Raw genomic sequence first — 20429 nt, forward strand, 5'->3', positions numbered from 1 at the left:
CGAGTGGCGTCCGAGCGGGGCGCGATGCCACTCGATCCGCGATCGAGCGCGATCTACCCGTTGGGCGCTGGGCGTGCGGGGCGAGACATCCGCCGCGACGCACCCCGCCCCCCGCCGCGACGCACCCGCCCCCCGCCGCGACGCACCCGCCCCCCGCCGCGAGGCACCCACCGCCGCGAGGCACCCACCCCCGCCACCCCAGACGCGAGGCACCAGAGAGCAGACACACGGCGAGGGCGCGTCGACCGGGGTGGTCGACGCGCCCTCGCCGGTGCGTCAGATCAGTTCAGCTCAGGCGGTGAAGCGGATCCGGCGACGCCGGGCCAGCACGAAGAGCACCGCGCCGACCGCGAGCAGGGCCGCCGCGCCGGCGGCGATGCCGCCGGCCGCCGCGCCGGTCACCGGGAGGCCACCCTCCTGGTCGCCACCGCCGGAGCCGCCCTCCTCGCCGCCCTCGCCGTCCTCGCAGTCCTTCGGCTGCTCCCACTTGATCGCCTCGCCGGAGGCGAGGTCACCGGTGACGGTCACGGTCAGGCCGGGGCTGGCCGGGAAGGTGACGGTGACGTCGCGGCCGGGCTCGACCGTGACGGTCTTCGGCTCGCCGGTGCTCGAGGTGAAGGTCGAGGTCAGGGTCGCGCCGTTCTCCGGGTTCGCGATCCGGAAGATCATCTCGTCGCAGGTCGACTCGTAGCCGCCGTCGGGCTCGCCGACCTCGGGCTCCTGGCAGTCCTCGGGCTTGGCCCAGCCGCCGGTGAAGTCCTCCATGCCGGGGGCGGTGACCTTGAGCTCCTGCGCCTGGCCGGGGTTCAGCTTGCGGGTCTCGATCTTGCGCATCGGCACGGAGACGGTCTCGGTGTAGCCGCCGCTGCCGGTGATGGTGAACGCCGCCGCCGCGTTGCCGCTGCGGTTGACCAGGGTCAGCTCGACGTTGCCCTCGCAGTCGGACTGCGCGATGACCTCGGGGACCGGGCTGCACGTCTCGGAGCCGCCGTTGTACCAGGCCTGCGGGCCCTTCGACTGGGAACCGATGCCCTTGGGGCTGCCGACCTTGCGGTTGTTGTACCGCGGGCCGGTCTCGGTGAGCGGGTCGATGATCTCGTCACCGAAGACGAAGTCGACCTGGGTGTAGCACTGGGGGACCTCGACCTTGAAGTCGAGGGTCGCCACGCCCAGCTCGCCCGCGCCGACGCCGGTGAACTTCTTGACCGACTTGTCGAGCACGTACTGGGGGAAGGCGATCTTCGCCGACGGGGCGACGTACGAGACCAGCGCGAGGGCCTGCTCCTCGCCCTCGCAGAGCGGGCCGTTGACCAGCGTGATGCTGGCCTCGCCGCGCTTGCCCTTGAAGGTGTGCGTGTAGCGGGCGTCGGCCGCGCTGACGCAGGCCGGTCCCTCGTTGGCGGGCGAGGTCGCCGCGGCGGTCGGGGTGGGCGACGCCGTGGCGGTCGGCGAGGGGCTGGTCGCCAGGGCCGGCGACGAGACCGCGAACGCCGTGGCGAGGCCGGCCAGGGCGGCGGCGGCCACGACGAGCGGTCGCCGTGGCGACAGCTTGGGACGGATCACGCGTACTCCCGGGGTGAAGAAACGTCAGGGTGCGGCGCGGGCAACGGCGGTCAGCGGTCGCGGCCGGGTCAGGCGCACCCGCGACGACGCCTCCCGGCGCCGGTGGGCCGGCGGAGCGCAGCCGGCACCCGGCAGACCCTAGCGAGAACGCGCCGACCGTTACAGCGCTCAGATAGCCCTAAGGGTGATGTTATGAACTTGAGATCATTGATATACGTAACGTGTTCGCGTGGGGACGCCGGCGGCACGCACGGTGCCGCCCGCCCCGGTGCCGGCGTCGCGTAGCGTCGGGGCATGAGCAGGAGCAGTCGGTGACCCGGATCGTCGCCGGGGCGCTCGGCGGCCGGCGCATCGCCGCGCCGCCCGGCGCCGGCACCCGGCCCACCTCCGACCGCGTCCGGGAGGCGCTGTTCAGCGCCGTGCAGGCCGAGGTCGACCTGGCCGGGGCGCGCTTCGCCGACCTGTACGCCGGGTCGGGCGCCGTCGGCCTGGAGGCGCTGTCCCGGGGGGCGGCGCACGTGCTGCTGGTCGAGTCCGACCCGCGCGCCGCCCGCGTGGTGCGGGAGAACATCGCCGCGCTGCGGGCCGCCCCGGCCGCCCGGCTCGTCACCGGCAGGGTCGCCACGGTGCTGGCCGCCGGCCCGGACGGCGGGCCGTACGACGTGGTCTTCGCCGACCCCCCGTACGCCGTGCCCGATGCCGACGTCACCGCGATGCTGGCCGCTCTGGTCGACGGCGGCTGGCTGGCGGCGGACGCCCTCGTGGTGGTCGAGCGCTCCAGCCGGACCGGGCCGGTCGGCTGGGTGGAGGGCGTCACTGCCGAGCGCAGCCGCCGTTACGGCGAGACCACCCTTTGGTACGGTCGCCGATCATGAGACGTGCGGTGTGTCCCGGCTCGTTCGACCCGGTCACCAATGGACACCTCGACATCATCGGGCGGGCCGCCCGGCTCTTCGACGAGGTGATCGTCGGCGTGCTGATCAACCAGTCGAAGAGTGGCCTGTTCACCGTCGAGGAGCGGATCGAGATGCTCCGCGAGGTCACCTCCTCCTACGAGAACGTGCGGGTCGCGTCCTTCCGCGGTCTGCTTGTCGACTTCTGCCGCGCCCAGCGGGCCAGCGTCCTGATCAAGGGTCTGCGGGCGGTCAGCGACTTCGACTACGAGCTCCAGATGGCCCAGATGAACATCGGCCTGGCCGGCGTCGAGACGCTGTTCATGCCGACGAACCCGCTCTACTCCTTCCTCTCCTCCAGTCTGGTCAAGGACGTGGCCAAGTGGGGCGGCGACGTCTCCGCCCACGTGCCCGACCTGGTCCGCGAGGCCCTCCAGGTCCGGCTCGGCCCGCCGCCGCGTTCCTGACCTGCGGCGGTGGTCCTTCGCCCGGCCGCGCGGCGGGCCGGCCTGACCGGCGGTGGTCCTTCGCCCGGGCCGGGTCGCCCGGCCGCGCGGCCAGGCGACCCGGCGGCGGGCCGACGCCCCCGACCGGCGGGTCCGGCCGGCCGGCCCGGCCGTGCACGACGCTCTGACCGGCCGCGACACGACGCGCCGGGCGGGGTGGATCGGCGGGCGGTGGCCGGGGCGCGACATGATGGTTCGAGCGGGAACCCGGCCGTAGCCCGCATCATGTAGGTCGGCCGACGAACGACAGGAGTGAGGTACCGGTGGACCCGCTCGACCGCATCGACGAACTGATCGCCATGGTGGAGCAGGCCCGCTCCGTCCCGATGTCGCGGAACAACTGCATGGTCGACCGGGGTGAGATGATCGCCGCGCTCGACGAACTGCGCGCCGGCCTCCCCGCCGACCTGCGCCGGGCGGCGGCCCTGCTGGAGGAGCGGGACAAGATCATGGATGCCGGCAAGCGGGAGGCCGACCGGATCATCAGCGAGGGTGAGGCGGAACACGCCCGCCTGGTGTCGGTGAACGAGATCACGGTCTCCGCCGAGCACGAGGGCGCCCGGATCATCGCCGAGGCCCGGGCCGAGGCGCAGCGGCTGCGCGAGGAGGTCGACGACTACGTCGACACCGCGCTGGCCAACTTCGAGCAGTTCCTCACCCGGGCGCTGGCCTCCATCGAGCGTGGCCGGGACAAGATGCACGCGCTGCGCGAGATCGGCACCTTCGGTGGGGACGAGGCCGACCGCCCGCTACCCTTCTGAGCGGCACCTCAGCAGCCGACAGGCGGGGCGGGCGTCGCCCCCGGTTCGACGGTGCGGGGGCCGCCCAGGTAACCTTTTTTGTCGGCCTCTCACTGGCCGGAGTCTGACTATGCCCAAACACTCGCCTTCATCACTCAACCCCAAGGCGCCGCTGGTCCTCGACACGAGGGACCTGCCGCGTCGCCCTGGCGCGTTGCGTACGCTCCGGCGGGTCGTACCGGCACCGAAGGACCTCGGCGTGGAGTTGATCGGCGTGCCGGAGGGCGCGGACCTCGACCTCGACCTGAGGCTGGAGTCGGTGTCCGAGGGGGTGCTCGTCTCCGGGACCGTCAGTGGTCGCGTCAAGGGCGAGTGCGGGCGTTGCCTGCGTGAGATCGACGACTCGGTGGCCGTGCCCGTCCAGGAGCTGTACGCGTACGAGAACAGCACCACGGACGCCACGACCGACGAGGACGAGGTGGGCCGGATGCAGGACGATCTGATCGACCTGGAGCCGGCGCTGCGGGACGCGGTGGTGCTCATGCTGCCGACCAACCCGCTCTGCCGGGAGGACTGCCCAGGGTTGTGCCCCGAGTGCGGGGTGCACTGGGACGATCTGCCGGCCGACCACAGTCACGAGCAGATCGACCCGCGTTGGGCGGGCCTGTCGCAACTGAACCGTACAGAGGAGTAGGAACCGTGGCCGTCCCGAAGCGCAAGATGTCGCGCAGCAACACCCGGTCCCGCCGGGCGAACTGGAAGGCGACCGTGGTGGCGACCACCGCCTGCCCGCAGTGCAAGTCCCCGAAGCTGCCGCACGCCGCGTGCTCCGTCTGTGGCACGTACAACGGCCGCCAGGTTCTCGAGGTCTGACCTGGACGCCGAGTGACGCCCCCGACCCCCGGTCGGGTGGCGCGCGCATCCTGGCGATCGCCCGGTGCCCCGGCTCCCGCCGTCGCCGGCCGGCCCGTTCCGGCCGGTGTCCCGCTGGAGCCGGGCACCGCGCGGATCGCCGTTGACCTCCTCGGCGGGGACGACGCTCCCGCCGTCGTGGTTGACGGCGCTCTGCTTGCCATGCGCGCCGACCCGGACCTGCACCTCCTGCTCGTCGGCCCCGCCGAGGTCGCCGACGAGCTGATCGGTGCCCTCGACCCGACGCAACGCGCCCGGGTCACGGTCCGGCCGGTGCGCGCCGCCGTCGGCATGGCCGAGAACCCGGTCGCCGCCCGCGCCGACAGCACCGTACGCACGGCCGCCACCGCCGTCCGCGACGGCCTCGCCGACGCGATGGTCTCCGCCGGCTCCACCGGCGCGACCGTCACCGCGGCGGCGCTCGGCCTGGGCCGCTGGCCGCACGTGCGCCGGCCGGCCCTGGTCGCGACCCTGCCGGCGGTCGCCGGACCGGTGGTGCTGCTCGACGTCGGCGGCTCCCTGGAGCCCGGCCCCGCCACCCTCGCGCGGCACGCCGTGCTCGGCGCGGCCTACGCGGCCGTCGCGCACGGCGTGGTCGAGCCGCGCGTCGGGCTGCTGTCGGTGGGCACCGAGGCGGGCAAGGGGGACCGGTTGCGGCGCAGCGCCGACCCGACGCTCGCCGCCGCGCCGCTGCCCTGCGCCGCGCGCTACGTTGGCCTCGTCGAGGGCTACGACATCGCCTCCGGCCTGCGCGCCGACGTGGTGGTCACCGACGGGTTCACCGGCAACGTGCTGCTGAAGGCGATCGAGGGCGCGTACGCGATGGCCGGCGGGCCCCCGCCCGGCGGCGGCGCTCCCCGGGCCGCCGCCCTGCTCGGGGTGGCCGGCACGGTGGTGGTCTGCCACGGCGCGGCCCGGGGCGAGGACGTCGCCTCCGGCATCGCCCTGGCCGCCCACCTGTGGCGTCGCCGGGCCACCGACACCGTCTCCGTCCTGCTCGGCGTCCCCGGTGGCGTCGGCCCGGCCGCCGGGATGGCCCTGGAGAGCTCCGCGCAGTCCGGTGACCACACCGAGCGCACCACCGACACCGAGGTGAGCCTGTGACCGCCCGTACCGTCCCGACCGGCCGCGTCGACGCGCCGGCACCGGCGGGCGCGCCCGGCGCGCGCCGTCCGGTCGTGAACCGAGAGGTAACCGCATCATGACCATCGACAGGCGGCGGCGTGCGCCGATCGGTCACCTGGAGACCGCGTTCGGGGTCTCGCTGGACCCGGAGCTGCTGGAGCGGGCGCTGACCCACCGCTCGTACGCGTACGAGAACGGCGGTCTGCCCACCAACGAGCGGCTGGAGTTCCTCGGCGACTCGGTCCTCGGGGTGGTGATCACGACCGCGCTGTTCCACAACCACCCCGACCTGCCGGAGGGGCAGCTCGCCAAGCTGCGGGCGAGCGTGGTCAACATGCGGGCGCTCGCGGACGTGGCGCGGGGCCTGGGCCCGGACGGGCTCGGCGCGTACCTGCTGCTGGGCAAGGGCGAGGAGAGCACCGGCGGCCGGGACAAGGCGAGCATCCTCGCCGACACCCTGGAGGCCCTGCTCGGCGCGATCTACCTCCAGTACGGCCTGGACACCGCCGCGATCGTGATCCACCGGCTGTTCGACCCGCTGATGGCCGAGTCGGCCGGGCGGGGCGCGGCGCTGGACTGGAAGACGAGCCTCCAGGAGCTGACGGCGGCCCTCGGGCTGGGCGTGCCCGAATACCGCATCGAGGGCACCGGGCCGGACCACCTCAAGACGTTCACCGCCTGGGTGGTGGTCGCCGGCAACCGGTACGGCGGGGCGGAGGGGCGCAGCAAGAAGGAGGCCGAGCAGCGGGCCGCCGAGTCGGCCTGGCGGGAGCTGACCGCCCAGGCCGAGCGGGAGCAGGCCGAGGCGGCACGACGGGAGCGGGCCGCCGCCGGGGCCGCGGACGGGCCTGTCGAGCCGGGCGCGGTCAACGGGACGGACGTCGTGGGCGTGGCCGGCGAGGTCGACCCGCCGGGTGTCGTGGGCGCGTCGGCGCTGGTCGCCGCCGACGGCGAGCCTGCGGACGCCTCGACCGGCGAGCCCACGGACGCCCCGGCGGCCGGCGAGGCGAACCGTGCCTGAGCTGCCCGAGGTCGAGACCGTCCGGCAGGGCCTGGCCCAGTGGGTCACCGGCCGCCGGATCGTCGGCGTCGAGGTGCGCCACCCCCGGGCGGTGCGCCGGCACCTGGCCGGGCCGGCGCACTTCGCCGACGTGCTCGCCGGGCGGACGGTGCTCGACGTGCGGCGGCGCGGCAAGTACCTGTGGCTGCCGCTGGACAGCGGCGACGCCATCGTCGGCCACCTCGGCATGTCCGGCCAGCTCCTGCTCCAGCCGGCGACGGCGGCCGACGAGCTGCACCTGCGGGTCCGGTTCCGGTTCGCCGACGACGGCCCCGAGCTGCGCTTCGTGGACCAGCGCACGTTCGGCGGGCTGGCGGTCTCCGCCGGCGGGGCCGAGCTGCCGTCCGAGATCGCGCACATCGCCCGGGACCCGATGGACCCGGAGTTCTCCGACAGCGCCTTCGTCGCCGCCCTGCGCCGGCGGCGCACGGAGGTGAAGCGGGCCCTGCTCGACCAGACCCTCGTCTCCGGGGTCGGCAACATCTACGCCGACGAGGCGCTGTGGCGGGCGAAGCTGCACGGGGCCCGGCCGACCGACCAGCTCACCGCGCCCGTCGCGCAGCGGCTGCTCGGCCACGTCCGGGACGTCCTCGGCGAGGCGATCTCCGAGGGCGGCACCAGCTTCGACGCCCTCTACGTCAACGTCAACGGCGAGAGCGGCTACTTCGACCGGGCGCTCAACGCGTACGGGCGGGAGGGCGAGCCGTGCCGGCGGTGCGGCGCGCCGCTGCGCCGGGAGGCGTTCATGAACCGCTCCTCCTACAGCTGCCCCCGCTGCCAGCCCCGGCCCCGGGCGGCGCTGCGGGGCTGACCCGCCGCGCGGTCGCCCGCCCGCCGGCCGGGCCGCGCCCAGTCGCCGCCGGCCGGGCCCCGCTCAGTCGCCGCCGGTCCCGTTGCGGCCGGGGGCCGGCGGGGCGTCCGGGCAGGCGTCCCGCCACGCGTCCAGCGTGCGGCGCTTCTGGATGGAGGCGAAGCCGTACCCGAGGGTGGTCACGCAGAACTCGTCGGGGTCGCCCGCGTATTCGACGTGGAACACCGGCTTGCCGGCGTCGGCGAACGGCAGCAGCTTGGCGCATTGGCGCAGCCGGACGCACTCCTCGTCGACGGCGAAGTCGAAGTCCGGCGCGAGCGCGGTCACCTGCGGCACGTCCCCGAGCAGGCCGGGGGACAGCTCCAGCGAGCGGGCCAGGGCGGCGACCCGCCGGTTGAACCGCAACTGGTCGTCGAAGTCCAGGTCGAAGCCGGTCGGGTGGGCGTAGCCGTCGGCGTCGGCGAGGGCGACCGCCCCGAAGCCCTTGCCCCGGCACAGCCGGAGCCGGTCGGCCAGGATCGGCTCCAGCACGTCCCACCGCCGCACGTCCACCCACCGGGTGCCGGGCGACCGGCCGGCCGCGCCGCCGACGTCCGCCGGGTACCGGTCGGCGTCCGGGTCGGTCCGCGCGTACGCGCCGACGCCGACCTGGCAGACCAGCCGGCGGTCCCGGCCGCGCAGCGCCGCGGTCTCGGTGCTGGTGGTACGCACGGGGTCGAGCAGGAACACGTCCGCCTCGACCGTGGTGTCGAGGGGGCCGGTGAGCTGCCACTGCCAGCGCCAGTGCCGGGCCTGGCCGGGCGGCCACGGGGTCGGCGCGCCCGGCGGCGTCACCACGGCCCGGCAGCCGTACGTCGTCGTCACCAGCGTCAGCGCGAGGAGCACGCGCAGCAGTCGACGCGGCGCGCGCCCTTCGCCGGGCGGCGGCGGCCCGATCCGCATCGGCAGCTCCGCAGGTCGCGGTGCGGCGTCCGGCCGCCCGGAGGCGGGTGCGTCCACCGGCCGCCCGCGGCGCACCGGCCGTCGGGCCGTCCCGCGACGGACCTGCCGCCCCGGGCACCGCGCCCGGCGCGCCTCACCCGGTCAACGAGCGTGGCCCCCGGGACGACTCGCCTCTCCCCGTCCCGGGGTCCCCGCCCGGCGCGGGTCAGCGCGGGGTGCCGAAGTCCTGCGTCCAGTAGGGCCCGTCGCTGTTGGCGACGCCGACGCCGATCTCGGTGAAGGAGCAGTTCAGGATGTTGGCCTTGTGCCCCGGGCTGTTCATCCAGGCGTCCATCACCGCGGCCGGGGTCTGCTGGTTCCACGCGACGTTCTCGCCGTACGCGCGCCAGGCGTAACCGGCCCGGTCGAGCCGCTCGCCGACGTCGCTGCCGTCGCTGCCGTCGTGCGTCATCTTCCGGTGGTCGGCCTGGTCCTGGCTGTGCGCCTGGGCCGCCGCCATGAGCTTGTCGTCGATCTTCAGCGCGCCGCACCCGGCCTTTGCCCGCTCGGCGTTGACCAGGTCGACGACCTCCTTCGCCTGCGCGCTCACGCCGGGCGCGGCGGCGACCCGGGGCGTGGCCGGGGCGCTGCTGCGCTGGTTGCTCCGCGACGCGGCGGTGGTCCGGCTGGGCTTCGGGGTCGGCTTGGCCGTCCGGCTCGGCGAGGGCGACGGGCTGGCGCTGGTCGGCGAGGCGCTCGGCGAGGGCGACGCCGACGGGCTGGCCGAGGTGGCGACGGCCGGGTCGGCGGGCGCGACGACCGGGGCGTCGGCCGCGGCCGGGTCGGTCCGTGGGGTGTCCCCGCCGGGCAGCACGAGGGCGGCGACGCCGAGGCTCACCACCAGGGTGGCCGCCGCGGCGGCGCCGCCGATCAGCAGCGGTCGGGAAAGCCGCCGGGCGGGCCGGTGCCGTCCCTCGCCGCCGCCCGCGGCGGTGCCGGGGCGGCGCGTGGCGGCGGGGCGGGCCGGCCGTGCGGCGGTCGGCGTGGCCGCGCCGCCGGTGGGGCCGGGGACGACCGGCAGCGCCCGGGTGTGCTCCGCCGCCGGGGCCGGGCGGTCGGCCGGATACCACTGGTCGGAGGCCCGTTCCGGGGCGTGCCACCGATCGCCCGGTGTCTCCGGCGCGTGCCACTGTCCGCCCGGCCGTTCCGGCGCGTGCCATTCTCCGTTCGGCCGTTCCGGCGCGTGCCACTGTCCGTTCGGCTGTTCCGGGGAGTGCCACCGGGCGGTGGGCTCGTCTGCCCGGGGCCGGTCGGCCGGCGACGCCGGGGGCCGGGCGGTGTGCCGTTGGTCACTCGGCTGGTCCGGTTCGTCCCCGAACAGGTAGGTCGACCGGGGCGCCGGGCGGTCGGTCAGCCAGGCCGGCTCGTCGGCCGGGGGCTCCTGACGCCGTCGCGCGACCTCCGGGTCGTTCGGGTCGGTCCAGCCGTACACGCCTGTCGCCTCCATGGGTCGGTTGCGGGCCGGGGTGACCGTACGGGCGTGCCGCAAGCTGCGGCAACGTGGCTAAGAAAGAGTTAAGACGAAAGCGCTTCACGCGGGGTGAGTTCCGTTGTTCCCGGGCGTACAGTTAACGCGTCCGGACAGAGAGTGTCCGCGCCTTGTGGCAGCCACCGACAAGCGGCCCGGCCGACGTGAAGATGATCTACGGCCTGCGCTAACTTGACGAATGAGGGGTTGTCGGCTCAATATGTAGGTGTCGCCAGTCGCGCCCGTTCGTGCCCAGAATCGCTGGGAATGACAGCCGCGTACGAGTGGGCGCGCGTTGGTCCGGCCTTTCCGGCAGCGCATATCAAGGAGTCAGCATGGCGAAGGCCCTCTACGGCCACGTAGGTGCAGCGCCCGATCGGCGTCTGCTCGACGAGGTCACCCGACTGCGGTCCAGGGTTCAGGCCCTGGAGTTCGAGATCACGCGTCTGCGCGCCGAGAACGATCGGCTCGCGGCGGCTGCGGCGGAGGCGGACGACCTCCTCCGGCTGGCCGAGCCGGCGCTGACCTGATCTTCCGCAGGTCCGACAACTGAATCGCACCACGCAGAAATCGCGCGCCGACACTTAATGTGCCGGCGCGCAGCCATGTCCGGGACATTTCCCCGTACCATTCTCTGATCTTGAATAATTGATCAAGCTCCGCGTCGGCCGGGGCCGTCCGATCCGTACCGGGAAACCCGGTACGCGGCGTCCCGGCCGGTCGTCGACGCCGGCCCGGGGCGGGTCGCGTGCCCGAGCCCCGGCGACACCGGGTTAGTCTGCGGGTTCACCAGGTCCGCGCAGCCCACGACGCTCGGCGGCCACCGGACGAGGATCGAGAAGGTGTATCTCAAGAGCCTGACGGTGAAGGGGTTCAAGTCCTTCGCCTCCGCGACGACGCTGAAGCTGGAGCCCGGGATCACCTGCGTGGTCGGCCCGAACGGCTCCGGCAAGTCCAACGTCGTCGACGCGATCGCCTGGGTGCTCGGCGAGCAGGGCGCCAAGGCGCTGCGCGGCGGCAAGATGGAGGACGTCATCTTCGCCGGCACCGCCGGGCGGGCCCCGCTGGGCCGGGCCGAGGTCACCCTCACCATCGACAACACCGACGGCGCGCTGCCCATCGAGTACACCGAGGTCTCCATCACCCGCCGGATGTTCCGCTCCGGCGAGAGCGAGTACGAGATCAACGGCGACTCCTGCCGCCTGCTGGACATCCAGGAGCTGCTGTCGGACTCCGGCATCGGCCGGGAGATGCACATCATCGTCGGCCAGGGCCGTCTCGACGGGATGCTGCACGCCAAGCCGGAGGACCGGCGGGCGTTCATCGAGGAGGCGGCCGGCGTCCTCAAGCACCGCAAGCGCAAGGAGAAGGCGCTGCGGAAGCTCGACGCGATGCAGACCAACCTCAACCGCCTGACCGACCTCACCGCCGAGCTGCGTCGCCAGCTCAAGCCGCTGGGCCGGCAGGCCGAGGTGGCCCGCCGCGCCGCCGCGATCCAGGCCAACCTGCGCGACGCCCGGCTGCGGCTGCTCGCCGACGACCTGCACACCCTGCGCGCCACCCTGGACCGGGAGATCGCCGACGAGAGCGCCGCGCGGGAGCGCCGCCGGGAGGTCGAGGCGGAGCACGCCGAGGTGCAGGGCCGGCTCGGCGAGCTGGAGGCCGCGCTCGCCGAGGACGCGCCGCTGCTCGCCGCCGCCCAGGACACCTGGTACAAGCTGTCCGCGCTCTCCGAACGGTTCCGCTCCGTCGAGCAGCTCGCCCGCGAGCGGCTGCGCCACCTCACCGCCACGCCCGACGACGAGCGCCCCGGCCGCGACCCCGACCAGCTGGACGCCGAGGCGGAGCGGGTCCGCGAGCAGGAGGAGGAGCTGCGCGGCGCGCTCACCGACGACCAGATCCGCCTCGCCGAGGCCGTCGAGCAGCGGCAGGAGCTGGAACGGCAGCTCGCCGCCACCGAACGGGAGCTGGTCGCCGCCGCGAAGGCGATCGCCGACCGACGGGAGGGGCTGGCCCGGCTCACCGGCCAGGTCAACTCCGCCCGCGCCCGCACCACCAGCGCCGGGGAGGAGATCGAGCGGCTCGCCGCCGCCCACGCCGACGCCCTGGCCCGCGCCGAGCAGGCGCAGGCCGACCTCGACGCGGTCGCCGAGCAGTCCACCGAGGCCGACCGGGACAACGCCGACCTCGACGACCGGCACGCCGAGGCCGTCGCCGCCCAGGAGCGGGCGCAGGCCGCCGCGCGGTCCCTCGCCGACGCGGAACGGGCCGCCGAGAAGGAGGCCGCCACCCAGAAGGCCCGCGAGGAGGCGCTCGCCATCGGCCTGCGCCGCAAGGACGGCGCGGGCGCGCTGCTGGCCCGCGCCGGCGAGGTGCCCGGCCTGCTCGGCAGCCTCGCCGGGCTGCTCACCGTCGCCCCCGGCCACTCCGCCGCGCTCGCCGCCGCGCTGGGCGGGCTCGCCGACGCGGTCGCGGTCACCGGCGTCGACGAGGCCGTCGAGGCGATGCGGCTGCTCAAGATCTCCGACGCCGGCCGCGCCGGCCTGCTCGTCGGCAGCCCCGCCGGGCCGGGCATGACCGGCGGCCCCGACGCCCTGCGCCCGAAGCTGCCCGCGCACGCCCGCTGGGCCCCCGACCTGGTCGAGTGCTCCGCCGAGCTGCGCCCCGCCGTGCACCGGGCGCTGCGCGACGTGGCCGTCGTCGACGACCTCGCCGCCGCCGCCGAGCTGGTCGCCGACAACCCGGAGCTGCGCGCGGTCACCCCCGACGGCGACGTCGTCGGGGCGTACGCGGCGGCCGGCGGGTCGGCGAAGGCACCCAGCTTCATCGAGGTGCAGGCCGCCGTCGAGGAGGCCCGGGGCAACCGGCTCGCCGCCGAGCGCACCGCCGCCGAGCTGCGCGAGCGGCTCGTCGAGGCGCGCGCCGAGGTCGCCGCCGCCAAGGAGGCCGTGCAGCACGCCGCCGCCGCGAAACGGGAGGCGGAGAGCCACCGCAACGCTGCCGCCCGCCGCCTCGCCGAGCTGGGTGCCGCCGCCCGGTCGGCGAAGGCGGAGACCGACCGGCTCGGCGAGTCCCGCGCCCGCGCCGAGGCGGCCCGGCAACGCGACCTCGCGGCCCTGGCCGAGCTGGAGGAGCGGCTGCGGCTGGCCGAGGCCACCCCGATCGACGCCGAGCCGTCCACGGAGGAACGCGACCAGCTCGCCGCGATGGTGCCGCAGGCGCGGCAGAACGAGATGGAGGTCCGGCTCGCCGTGCGTACCGCCGAGGAGCGGGTCTCCTCGATCGCCGGCCGGGCCGACTCGCTGCGCCGGCAGGCCGCCGCCGAGCGGGCCGCGCGGGAACGCGCGGCGGCCCGGCGCGCGGCCCGCGCCCGGGGCGCGACCATCGCCCGCGCGGTGGCCGGCGGCGCCCGCGAGGCGCTGGCCCGGCTCGCCGTGTCGATCGCGCGGGCCGAGGAGCACCGCGACGCCGTGGCGCGCGAGCGGGCCGCCCGCGAGGCCGAGCTGTCCGAGGTACGCGGCGCGGCGAAGCGCCTCGGCGCGGAGCTGGAGCGGCTGACCAGTCAGGTGCACCGCGACGAGGTGGCCCGCGCCGAGCAGCGGCTGCGCATCGAGCAGCTGGAGGCCAAGGCCGCCGAGGACTTCGGCCTCGACGTGGAGACGCTGCTCGCCGAGTACGGCCCGACGCAGCCCGTACCCCCGACCCAGGCCGACGTGGCGGCGGCCGAGCGGGACGGGTCGCCGGTGCCCGAGCCGGTCCGCTACGAGCGGCCGGCGCAGGAGAAGCGGGCCGCGAAGGCGGAACGCGAGCTGGCCCTGCTCGGCAAGGTCAACCCCCTGGCGCTGGAGGAGTTCGCCGCGCTGGAGGAGCGCTACAAGTTCCTCTCCGAGCAACTGGAGGACCTCAAGGCCACCCGCCGGGACCTGCTGACCGTGGTGAAGGACGTCGACGAGCGCATCCTGGAGGTCTTCGCCAGCGCGTTCGCCGACACCGCGCGGGAGTTCGAGCAGGTCTTCACGGTGCTCTTCCCCGGCGGCGAGGGGCGGCTGGTCCTCACCGACCCCGAGGACCTGCTCACCACCGGCGTGGAGGTGGAGGCCCGGCCGCCCGGCAAGAAGATCAAGCGGCTGTCCCTGCTCTCCGGCGGCGAGCGCTCGCTGACCGCCGTGGCGATGCTGGTGGCGATCTTCCGGGCCCGGCCCAGCCCGTTCTACATCATGGACGAGGTCGAGGCGGCCCTCGACGACGTCAACCTGGGCAGGTTGATCACGCTGCTGGCACAGTTGCGGGAGAAGAGTCAGCTGATCGTCATCACCCACCAGAAGCGGACGATGGAGATCGCCGACGCCCTCTACGGGGTGACCATGCGCAGCGGCGTCACCCAGGTGATCAGCCAGCGGCTCAACCGGGCCGAGGGCGAGCAGAGGCCGCCCGCCCGCGCCGCCGTCGACGGCGGCACCGTGCGGGACGGCGACGACGACCAGCGGCACGGCCGCGGCGAGGAGAAACAGTAGTGGCTCGGGAACGCGCGACTGCGCTCCTGGTGGATCTCGACGGGGTGCTGCGGCGCTGGGACCCGGCGGTCGCCGCCGGCGTGGAACGGGAGTACGGCCTCGACGACGGGGTGCTCGCCGAGATCGCGATGCACTGGGGGCGGCTCCAGCCGGTGCTGACCGGCCAGGTCAGCCACGCCGACTGGGTGGCCAGCGTCGCCGACGCGCTGGCCGACTCGGCCGGCGGCCCGCAGCGCGCCCGCGCCGCCGTCGAGCAGTGGCAGCGCTACCGGGGCGAGGTCGACCCCGAGGTGCTGGCGTTCGTGCGCGAGGTGCGGGCGGCCGGCGTACGGGTCGGGCTGGGCACCAACGGCACCGACCTGCTCGACACCGACCTCGCCGCGCTGGGCCTGACCGACGAACTGGACGTGGTGGTCAACTCCTCCGTCGTCGGGGTGCACAAGCCCGCGAAGGAGTACTTCCAGGCGGCCTGCGCTGCGCTGGAGACCCCGCCGGCCCGGGTGCTGTTCGTCGACGACGAGGACTGGGCGATCCGGGGCGCGCGGGCGGCCGGGCTCTCGGCGTACCGGTGGGACGGGCCGTCGGGGCTGCGCTACCTGCGGGCGGCCCTGGCGTACTGAGCGGTCGTTGCCGGGGCCGGCGGGCTGCCGGCCCCGGGTTCTTCCGTCACTCGTCGGCCCCGGGGCCCGTCACTCGCCGGTGACGCCGTCGATGCGTTCCCGGATCAGGTCGGCGTGGCCGTTGTGCCGGGCGTACTCCTCGATCATGTGCAGGTAGACCCAGCGCAGGCTGAACGTGCGCTTCTTGGGCCCGGCCTCGGTGAACGTCTCGTCGAGGGAGCGGCCCGCCGCGGCGGCGCGGGCGAGGTCGACCTCCCGGTGGTAGGTGGCGAGGTCGGCCTCGGCGTCGGCGGCGCTGACGTCGTGGTCGGCGTCGGGGTTCTCCGGGGTGAAGTACGGGTAGTCGACGCGCTGCCCGTCGAAGCACTCCCGGAACCACCACGCCTCCACCTCGGCCAGGTGCCGCACCAGGCCGAGCAGGCTCAGCCCGGACGGCTCGACGCTGGGCGTGCGCAACTGCTCGGCGGTCAGCCCGGCGCACTTGAGCAGCAGGGTCTGCCGGTGGTAGTCCAGCCAGCCGTCGAGCATGGTGCGTTCGTCGCCGACGAACGGGGCGTCGCTGCGGGTGGTCTGCGGTGCTCTCCAGGTCATCCGCCCATCCTGGCCGGCACCCCCGACACCGGGCCACCGCATTGCGCGCCTGCCGCCCGCCGCCTGCCGCCTGCCGCCTGCCGCCCGCCGCCCGCCGCGGCGCGGGGTGTTAGGAAGGGGCCCTTCCTATACAGAAAGCGTTAACAGGGGGCCCTTCCTTGCACCTCAGTCGAGGGCGTCGTTGAAGCGGCGCAGCAGGCGGCCGAAGTCCGCCACGTCCCGTCTCGACCAGCTCTCCACTATGCGCCGGAACAGCGCGAGCCGGGTCGCCCGGGCGGCGTCGAACCGGCGCTGCCCCTCCTCGGTCAGCGTGAGCCGCCACGCCCGCCGGTCCTCCGGATCGGCCTCCCGGCGCACCAGTCCGAGCGCCTCCAGGCCGTTGATCTGCCGGCTCAGCGTCCCCTTGCTGATCCCGAGCCGGGCGGCCAGGTCGGTCAGCCGGGTCGCGTCCGAGCGGCGCAGCCACAGCAGCAGGCCGTACGCGTTCTGGTCGAGGTTGGGGTGCACCTCCTGGGCGACCTCGAAGGAGAGCGAGCGTCCCCGGCGCAGCAGCGCGGTCAACTCGTGCTCGACGAACCGCAGGGTCTCCGGGGAATGATCGTCCACGCCGTAAGGGTACGGGTGCGACGAGCTCAGCCCCCGGAGGCGAGCCGCCTTCGGAACACCGTGCGCAGGTGCCCGTCGCCGGTGGTGCCCTCGATCGTCACGTCGGCCGTGCGGCCGGCGTGGGCGAGGGTCGCCACGGCGTTGCCGAAGTAGGGGCCGGCCAGCTTGCGCCAGCGCACGCTCGGGCGGCGCACCCCGGCGCTGCGGGCCAGCGCGCGGGCCGCCCCGGCCGGCCCCGGCGACCAGCCCAGCCGCATCAGCGGACGCATCGCCGCCGGCACCTGGTTGTGGATCGGCGAGCAGGTGAGCTGGTGCACGGGGGTGTGCACCCCCGGGTCGGCGAACCGGGCCCGGGCCACGTACGAGTGGTGCACGTCGCCCGACAGCACGCTGATCGACGCCGGCGGCGGGTACGCCGGCCCCGCGCCGACCCGGTCGCCGGTGTGCCCGGCCGGGCCGCTGCCCAGCCGCGTGAAGAGCGCGCCGAGGGCGTCGAAGGAACGCCGGAACGCCGCCCAGTGCTCCAGGTCGAGCGCCCGGCGCAGCCGCTCGGCGAAGCCGGCCACCCAGCGGTGCCGGGAGTCGGCGAGCTTCTCGTTCCACGCCTCGACGTGGTGGATGCCCGGCGGCAGCAGCCAGGGCAGCGACGCGCCGACGACGAGGTGGTCGTAGACGCCGTGCGCGCGGTCGAGGAACCAGGACCACTCGCCGGGCGGCAGCATCGCCCGGTTGCGACGCTCCAGCACCCGGCTGCACCGGTTGTCCAGCATCACCAGCCGGGTGCGCCCCAGGTCCAGGGCGTAGCTCCACTGGTACTGCACCGCGCGCCAGCGTTCGGTGTCGTGCGCCTCGTCGGCCTCCTTGTCGACCCGGGCGCCGAACTCGCGCAGGACCTCGGTGGCGTCCCCGGCGGCGACGACCTTCGCGTAGACGGGGTCGGCGGCGATCTCGTCGGGGGCGAGGTTGCCGAGGTGCTGGTAGACCCAGTAGGAGGCCAGCCCGCTGCCGATCCGCTCGGCCCACCAGGGCTGGGCGCGCATGTCGTCGCGCCACGCCGCCGAGGTGTTCCAGTCGTCGATCACCTCGTGGTCGTCGAAGATCATCACGCTCGGCACGGTGGAGAACAGCCAGCGGATCTCCGGGTCGCGCCACGACTCCAGGTAGAGCTTGGTGTACTCGTCGAAGCTGACCACCTGCGTCGCCGGGGCGCCCTCCGGCCGCCGGCGACGCCGCTTGAGCAGCCGCCGCACGGTCGGCGACGTCTCGTCGGCGTAGACCTGGTCGCCGAGCAGCACCAGCAGGTCGGGCTGGGCGTCGGCCCGGCCCGGGTCGGCCATCAACCGCCGGGCGTACGCGTCGAGCGCGTCGGGGGGCAGCTTGCGGGCGGTGGAGTGCTGGGTGGTCTCCCGGCAGGAGCCGAAGACCAGGCGCACCGGCTGGTCCCGGTCGTCGGCGGCCCGGGTGCGGATCACGCTGGGCGGGAAGGCGGACCGGGGCTCCGGCCAGGCGACCTCGTCGTCGACCAGCACCTCGTAGGTCGTCGCGCTGTCGGGGGTGAGCCCCTCGACGACGACGAGCGCGTAGTGGTGGTCGTACGCGGAGAAGGTGGTCGCGGTGCCCTCGGCGCCGTCGGCCGTGCGGACCCGGACCGTCGCGGGCGCGCTGGTCTCCACCCAGACGGTGGCCCGCGTGCCGACGACCCGGCGCAGCAGCGGGCCGATGAGCAGGCGGGGTGCCGGCATGGGGAACCTCCAGGAGACGAGACGATCTCATCATTTCTACCCGGTCGGCCGTCGCGCCACCCCTGGCCGTGGCGAGCGTACCCGCAGCTCGCACCCCCGCCGGTAGCGGTGGCTGGGACGCCGTCGCCGGCATCTGACAGGATTTCGGCATGACGGAATACCTCCTCATCGCGCTCGCCCTGCTCGGCGTGCTGATCCTCGGCGGCCTCGGGCTGGTGGTGCCGCGGCTGCGCCGGCGTCCGCAACCGCCGCTGCCGGAGACGGAGGTGGACACCCGCGCCGGGCAGGACCTCGCCGGGCCGCCCGTCGAGGCGCCGGAGGCGGACCTCGCCACGGGGATCCTGGTCGAGCCCCCGCCCGTGGTGGAGGCGCCGCCCGCCGTCGAGGTGCCCGAGCCGACCGCCGGCCGGTTGGTCCGGCTGCGGTCCCGGCTGTCCCGCTCGCAGAACGCCTTCGGCAAGGGCCTGCTCGGCCTGCTCAGCCGGGACCGGCTCGACGAGGACACCTGGGAGGAGATCGAGGACAGCCTGATCACCGCCGACGTCGGCATCGACTCGACCCGCCAGATCGTCGACCGGCTGCGGGAGCGGACCCGGGTGCTCGGCACCCGCACCGTCGACGAGCTGCGCGCCCTGCTCGCCGCCGAGCTGGTCGACGCCCTCGACCCGGCCCTGGACCGGTCGCTGCGCACCGCGCCGTCCGACGGGGTGCCGGCGGTGGTGCTGGTGGTCGGCGTCAACGGGGCCGGCAAGACCACCACCTGCGGCAAGATCGCCCGGGTGCTGGTCGCCGACGGCCGCAGCGTGCTGCTCGGCGCGGCCGACACGTTCCGCGCCGCCGCCGCCGACCAGCTCCAGACGTGGGGCGGCCGGGTCGGCGCGGAGACCGTCCGTGGCCCGGAGGCCGCCGACCCGGCCAGCGTGGCGTTCGACGCGGTGAAGCGCGGCATCGACACCGGCGTCGACACGGTGCTGATCGACACCGCCGGCCGGTTGCAGAACAAGGTCGGCCTCATGGACGAGCTGGGCAAGGTCAAGCGGGTCGTCGAGAAGCACGGGCCGATCGACGAGACCCTGCTGGTGCTCGACGCCACCACCGGCCAGAACGGCCTGGAGCAGGCCCGGGTCTTCACTGAGGTGGTCAACGTGACGGGCGTGGTGCTGACCAAGCTTGACGGCACCGCCAAGGGCGGCATCGTGATCGCCGTCCAGCGCAAGCTCGGCATCCCCGTCAAGCTGGTCGGCCTCGGCGAGGGCAAGGACGACCTCGCCCCGTTCGATCCGGCGCAGTTCGTCGACGCGCTGCTCGGCGTCGAGCCGCTCGCCCGCGACGCGTAACCTCGCAGTGACCAGTGACGATCGCGCCTACGTCGGGTGGCGCGAGGACCGCCACCCCGCGCCGGGCCTCGGGAGACCGTACGTGACTTCGCAGGAGATCCCGCTGCACGGCGGGAACGTCAGCACCGTCGTCCGGGTCGGCGACACCGTCCGGCGCAACGCCGGCCCGTGGACACCGTCCGTGCACGCCCTGCTGCGCCACCTGGAGTACGTCGGGTTCACCGGCGCGCCCCGGGCGCTCGGCATGGACGAGCGCAACCGGGAGGTCCTGTCGTACCTGGAGGGGGAGTGCGGGGAATACCCGCTGGCCCCGCACTGGGTCACCGACGAGGCGCTGGTGACGGTCGCCACCATGCTGCGGATGTTCCACGACGCCCAGTACGGTTTCGCCCCGCCGCCCGGGGCGGTGTGGCGCTCGTTCGGCCCGCCGCCGCCGGACACCGAGGTGATCTGCCACCACGACGCCGCCCCGCACAACGTGATCTGGCGGCCGGACGGCACCCTCGGGCTGATCGACTTCGACCTCGCCTCGCCGGGGGCGCGGATCTACGACGTGGCGTACGCGGCGTGGACCTGGGTGCCGATCTTCTCCGACCGGGACTCGATCACCCTCGGCTGGCGGCACCCGGACCGGCCGCGCCGGCTGCGGCTGTTCGCCGACGCGTACGGGCTGATCCCGCGCGACCGGCACCGGCTGGTGCGCACGATCCGCAAGCGCGTCGTCGACCACGTCGAGGGCATCCGCCGGATGGCCGCCGCGGGTGAGCCGGCGTTCGTCCGGATCGTGCACAAGGGTCACCTTCGCCGCCCGATGCGCGACCTCCGCCTGTTGGACTACGAACGGCACGCGTTGGAGTACGCGCTGCGGTGACGTCCCGCCCCGCCCGGCGGCGGTGAGGTTTTCTTCACACGTACGAAACACAGCGTCACGGGCTGGAAATCGCGTGGTGACGCTGAAGG

18 protein-coding genes and 1 pseudogene are annotated in these 20429 nt (G+C 74.8%); 13 read left to right on the forward strand and 6 right to left on the reverse strand.

The annotated features are described in order from the left end of the window. Positions 1-291: 291 nt before the first annotated feature. Positions 292-1563, reverse strand: a complete 1272-nt coding sequence (locus tag O7633_RS28085) for a cell wall anchor protein (RefSeq protein WP_282324545.1) — start codon at positions 1561-1563, stop codon at positions 292-294. Positions 1564-1874: 311 nt separating this feature from the next. Here O7633_RS28085 and rsmD point away from each other — a divergent pair, with 311 nt between their 5' ends. The 8 genes from rsmD (at position 1875) to mutM (ending at position 7610) form a co-directional block, all read left to right on the forward strand. Further along, positions 1875-2438, forward strand: coding sequence for a 16S rRNA (guanine(966)-N(2))-methyltransferase RsmD (gene rsmD / locus O7633_RS28090; RefSeq protein WP_074473801.1), 564 nt, complete (start codon positions 1875-1877; stop codon positions 2436-2438). Next, positions 2435-2923 (forward strand): pantetheine-phosphate adenylyltransferase, encoded by a 489-nt coding sequence (gene coaD / locus O7633_RS28095; protein WP_074473802.1) that lies wholly within the window; start codon positions 2435-2437, stop codon positions 2921-2923. The genes rsmD and coaD overlap by 4 nt, the downstream gene beginning before the upstream one ends. A 302-nt stretch (positions 2924-3225) precedes the next feature. Then, positions 3226-3723 (forward strand): hypothetical protein, encoded by a 498-nt coding sequence (locus O7633_RS28100; RefSeq protein ID WP_074473803.1) that lies wholly within the window; start codon positions 3226-3228, stop codon positions 3721-3723. A 109-nt stretch (positions 3724-3832) separates the two neighbouring features. Continuing rightward, positions 3833-4396: a YceD family protein gene (locus O7633_RS28105; protein ID WP_043962314.1), complete on the forward strand. Its 564-nt coding sequence runs from the start codon at positions 3833-3835 to the stop codon at positions 4394-4396. A 5-nt stretch (positions 4397-4401) separates the two neighbouring features. Continuing rightward, positions 4402-4575: a 50S ribosomal protein L32 gene (gene rpmF, locus O7633_RS28110; protein ID WP_043962315.1), complete on the forward strand. Its 174-nt coding sequence runs from the start codon at positions 4402-4404 to the stop codon at positions 4573-4575. Between the two features lie 114 nt (positions 4576-4689). Then, on the forward strand, positions 4690-5718 hold the full coding sequence (locus tag O7633_RS28115) for a phosphate acyltransferase PlsX (protein WP_282328667.1): 1029 nt from the start codon (positions 4690-4692) through the stop codon (positions 5716-5718). Positions 5719-5815: 97 nt separating this feature from the next. Beyond that, on the forward strand, positions 5816-6760 hold the full coding sequence (rnc, locus tag O7633_RS28120) for a ribonuclease III (RefSeq protein ID WP_282324546.1): 945 nt from the start codon (positions 5816-5818) through the stop codon (positions 6758-6760). Beyond that, positions 6753-7610 carry a bifunctional DNA-formamidopyrimidine glycosylase/DNA-(apurinic or apyrimidinic site) lyase gene (mutM, locus tag O7633_RS28125; RefSeq protein ID WP_282324547.1) on the forward strand — a complete coding sequence of 286 codons (858 nt, stop codon included), beginning with the start codon at positions 6753-6755 and terminating at the stop codon, positions 7608-7610. Before rnc ends, mutM begins: the two co-directional genes overlap by 8 nt. Positions 7611-7673: 63 nt before the next feature. Here mutM and O7633_RS28130 read toward each other — a convergent pair whose 3' ends face one another. Continuing rightward, positions 7674-8552: an endo alpha-1,4 polygalactosaminidase gene (locus tag O7633_RS28130; protein WP_282324548.1), complete on the reverse strand. Its 879-nt coding sequence runs from the start codon at positions 8550-8552 to the stop codon at positions 7674-7676. Positions 8553-8757: 205 nt separating this feature from the next. Further along, positions 8758-10038 carry a CAP domain-containing protein gene (locus tag O7633_RS28135; RefSeq protein WP_282328668.1) on the reverse strand — a complete coding sequence of 427 codons (1281 nt, stop codon included), beginning with the start codon at positions 10036-10038 and terminating at the stop codon, positions 8758-8760. A gap of 356 nt (positions 10039-10394) precedes the next feature. Here O7633_RS28135 and O7633_RS28140 point away from each other — a divergent pair, with 356 nt between their 5' ends. The 3 genes and pseudogenes from O7633_RS28140 (at position 10395) to O7633_RS28150 (ending at position 15193) form a co-directional block, all read left to right on the forward strand. Beyond that, positions 10395-10589 (forward strand): hypothetical protein, encoded by a 195-nt coding sequence (locus tag O7633_RS28140; protein ID WP_036374707.1) that lies wholly within the window; start codon positions 10395-10397, stop codon positions 10587-10589. A gap of 312 nt (positions 10590-10901) precedes the next feature. Then, positions 10902-14471 (forward strand): annotated as a pseudogene (smc, locus tag O7633_RS28145) (chromosome segregation protein SMC); the annotation flags it as partial. Between the two features lie 101 nt (positions 14472-14572). Further along, positions 14573-15193, forward strand: coding sequence for an HAD-IA family hydrolase (locus O7633_RS28150; RefSeq protein ID WP_278132885.1), 621 nt, complete (start codon positions 14573-14575; stop codon positions 15191-15193). A gap of 69 nt (positions 15194-15262) precedes the next feature. On the opposite strand, the gene O7633_RS28155 is transcribed toward O7633_RS28150, so the two are convergent. From O7633_RS28155 to O7633_RS28165, 3 genes are all read right to left on the reverse strand, one after another. Continuing rightward, positions 15263-15784, reverse strand: coding sequence for a DinB family protein (locus tag O7633_RS28155; RefSeq protein WP_282324550.1), 522 nt, complete (start codon positions 15782-15784; stop codon positions 15263-15265). A gap of 165 nt (positions 15785-15949) precedes the next feature. Beyond that, positions 15950-16390 carry a MarR family transcriptional regulator gene (locus O7633_RS28160; RefSeq protein WP_278132888.1) on the reverse strand — a complete coding sequence of 147 codons (441 nt, stop codon included), beginning with the start codon at positions 16388-16390 and terminating at the stop codon, positions 15950-15952. A gap of 26 nt (positions 16391-16416) precedes the next feature. After that, on the reverse strand, positions 16417-18132 hold the full coding sequence (locus O7633_RS28165; protein WP_282324551.1) for an alkaline phosphatase D family protein: 1716 nt from the start codon (positions 18130-18132) through the stop codon (positions 16417-16419). Between the two features lie 149 nt (positions 18133-18281). Between O7633_RS28165 and ftsY the strand changes: the two genes are divergently transcribed. Together ftsY and O7633_RS28175 are read left to right on the forward strand one after the other, a co-directional pair. Further along, a complete protein-coding gene (ftsY, locus tag O7633_RS28170; RefSeq protein WP_282324552.1) occupies positions 18282-19469 on the forward strand; it encodes a signal recognition particle-docking protein FtsY in 1188 nt (395 codons plus the stop codon). Positions 19470-19476: 7 nt separating this feature from the next. Further along, a complete protein-coding gene (locus O7633_RS28175) occupies positions 19477-20340 on the forward strand; it encodes an aminoglycoside phosphotransferase family protein (protein WP_178063784.1) in 864 nt (287 codons plus the stop codon). The last annotated feature ends 89 nt before the right edge of the window (positions 20341-20429 follow it).

Origin of the sequence: Micromonospora sp. WMMD712 (assembly GCF_029581295.1) — a bacterium.
Lineage (GTDB): Bacteria > Actinomycetota > Actinomycetes > Mycobacteriales > Micromonosporaceae > Micromonospora > Micromonospora carbonacea.

Bases quoted from the DNA above. Each gene is read 5' to 3' on its own strand.
- coaD (WP_074473802.1), top strand. From the start codon at position 2,435: ATGAGACGTGCGGTGTGTCCCGGCTCGTTCGACCCGGTCACCAATGGA.
- O7633_RS28105 (WP_043962314.1), top strand. From the start codon at position 3,833: ATGCCCAAACACTCGCCTTCATCACTCAACCCCAAGGCGCCGCTGGTC.
- rnc (WP_282324546.1), top strand. From the start codon at position 5,816: ATGACCATCGACAGGCGGCGGCGTGCGCCGATCGGTCACCTGGAGACC.
- O7633_RS28130 (WP_282324548.1), bottom strand. From the start codon at position 8,552: ATGCGGATCGGGCCGCCGCCGCCCGGCGAAGGGCGCGCGCCGCGTCGA.
- O7633_RS28135 (WP_282328668.1), bottom strand. From the start codon at position 10,038: ATGGAGGCGACAGGCGTGTACGGCTGGACCGACCCGAACGACCCGGAG.
- O7633_RS28140 (WP_036374707.1), top strand. From the start codon at position 10,395: ATGGCGAAGGCCCTCTACGGCCACGTAGGTGCAGCGCCCGATCGGCGT.
- O7633_RS28155 (WP_282324550.1), bottom strand. From the start codon at position 15,784: ATGACCTGGAGAGCACCGCAGACCACCCGCAGCGACGCCCCGTTCGTC.
- O7633_RS28165 (WP_282324551.1), bottom strand. From the start codon at position 18,132: ATGCCGGCACCCCGCCTGCTCATCGGCCCGCTGCTGCGCCGGGTCGTC.
- ftsY (WP_282324552.1), top strand. From the start codon at position 18,282: ATGACGGAATACCTCCTCATCGCGCTCGCCCTGCTCGGCGTGCTGATC.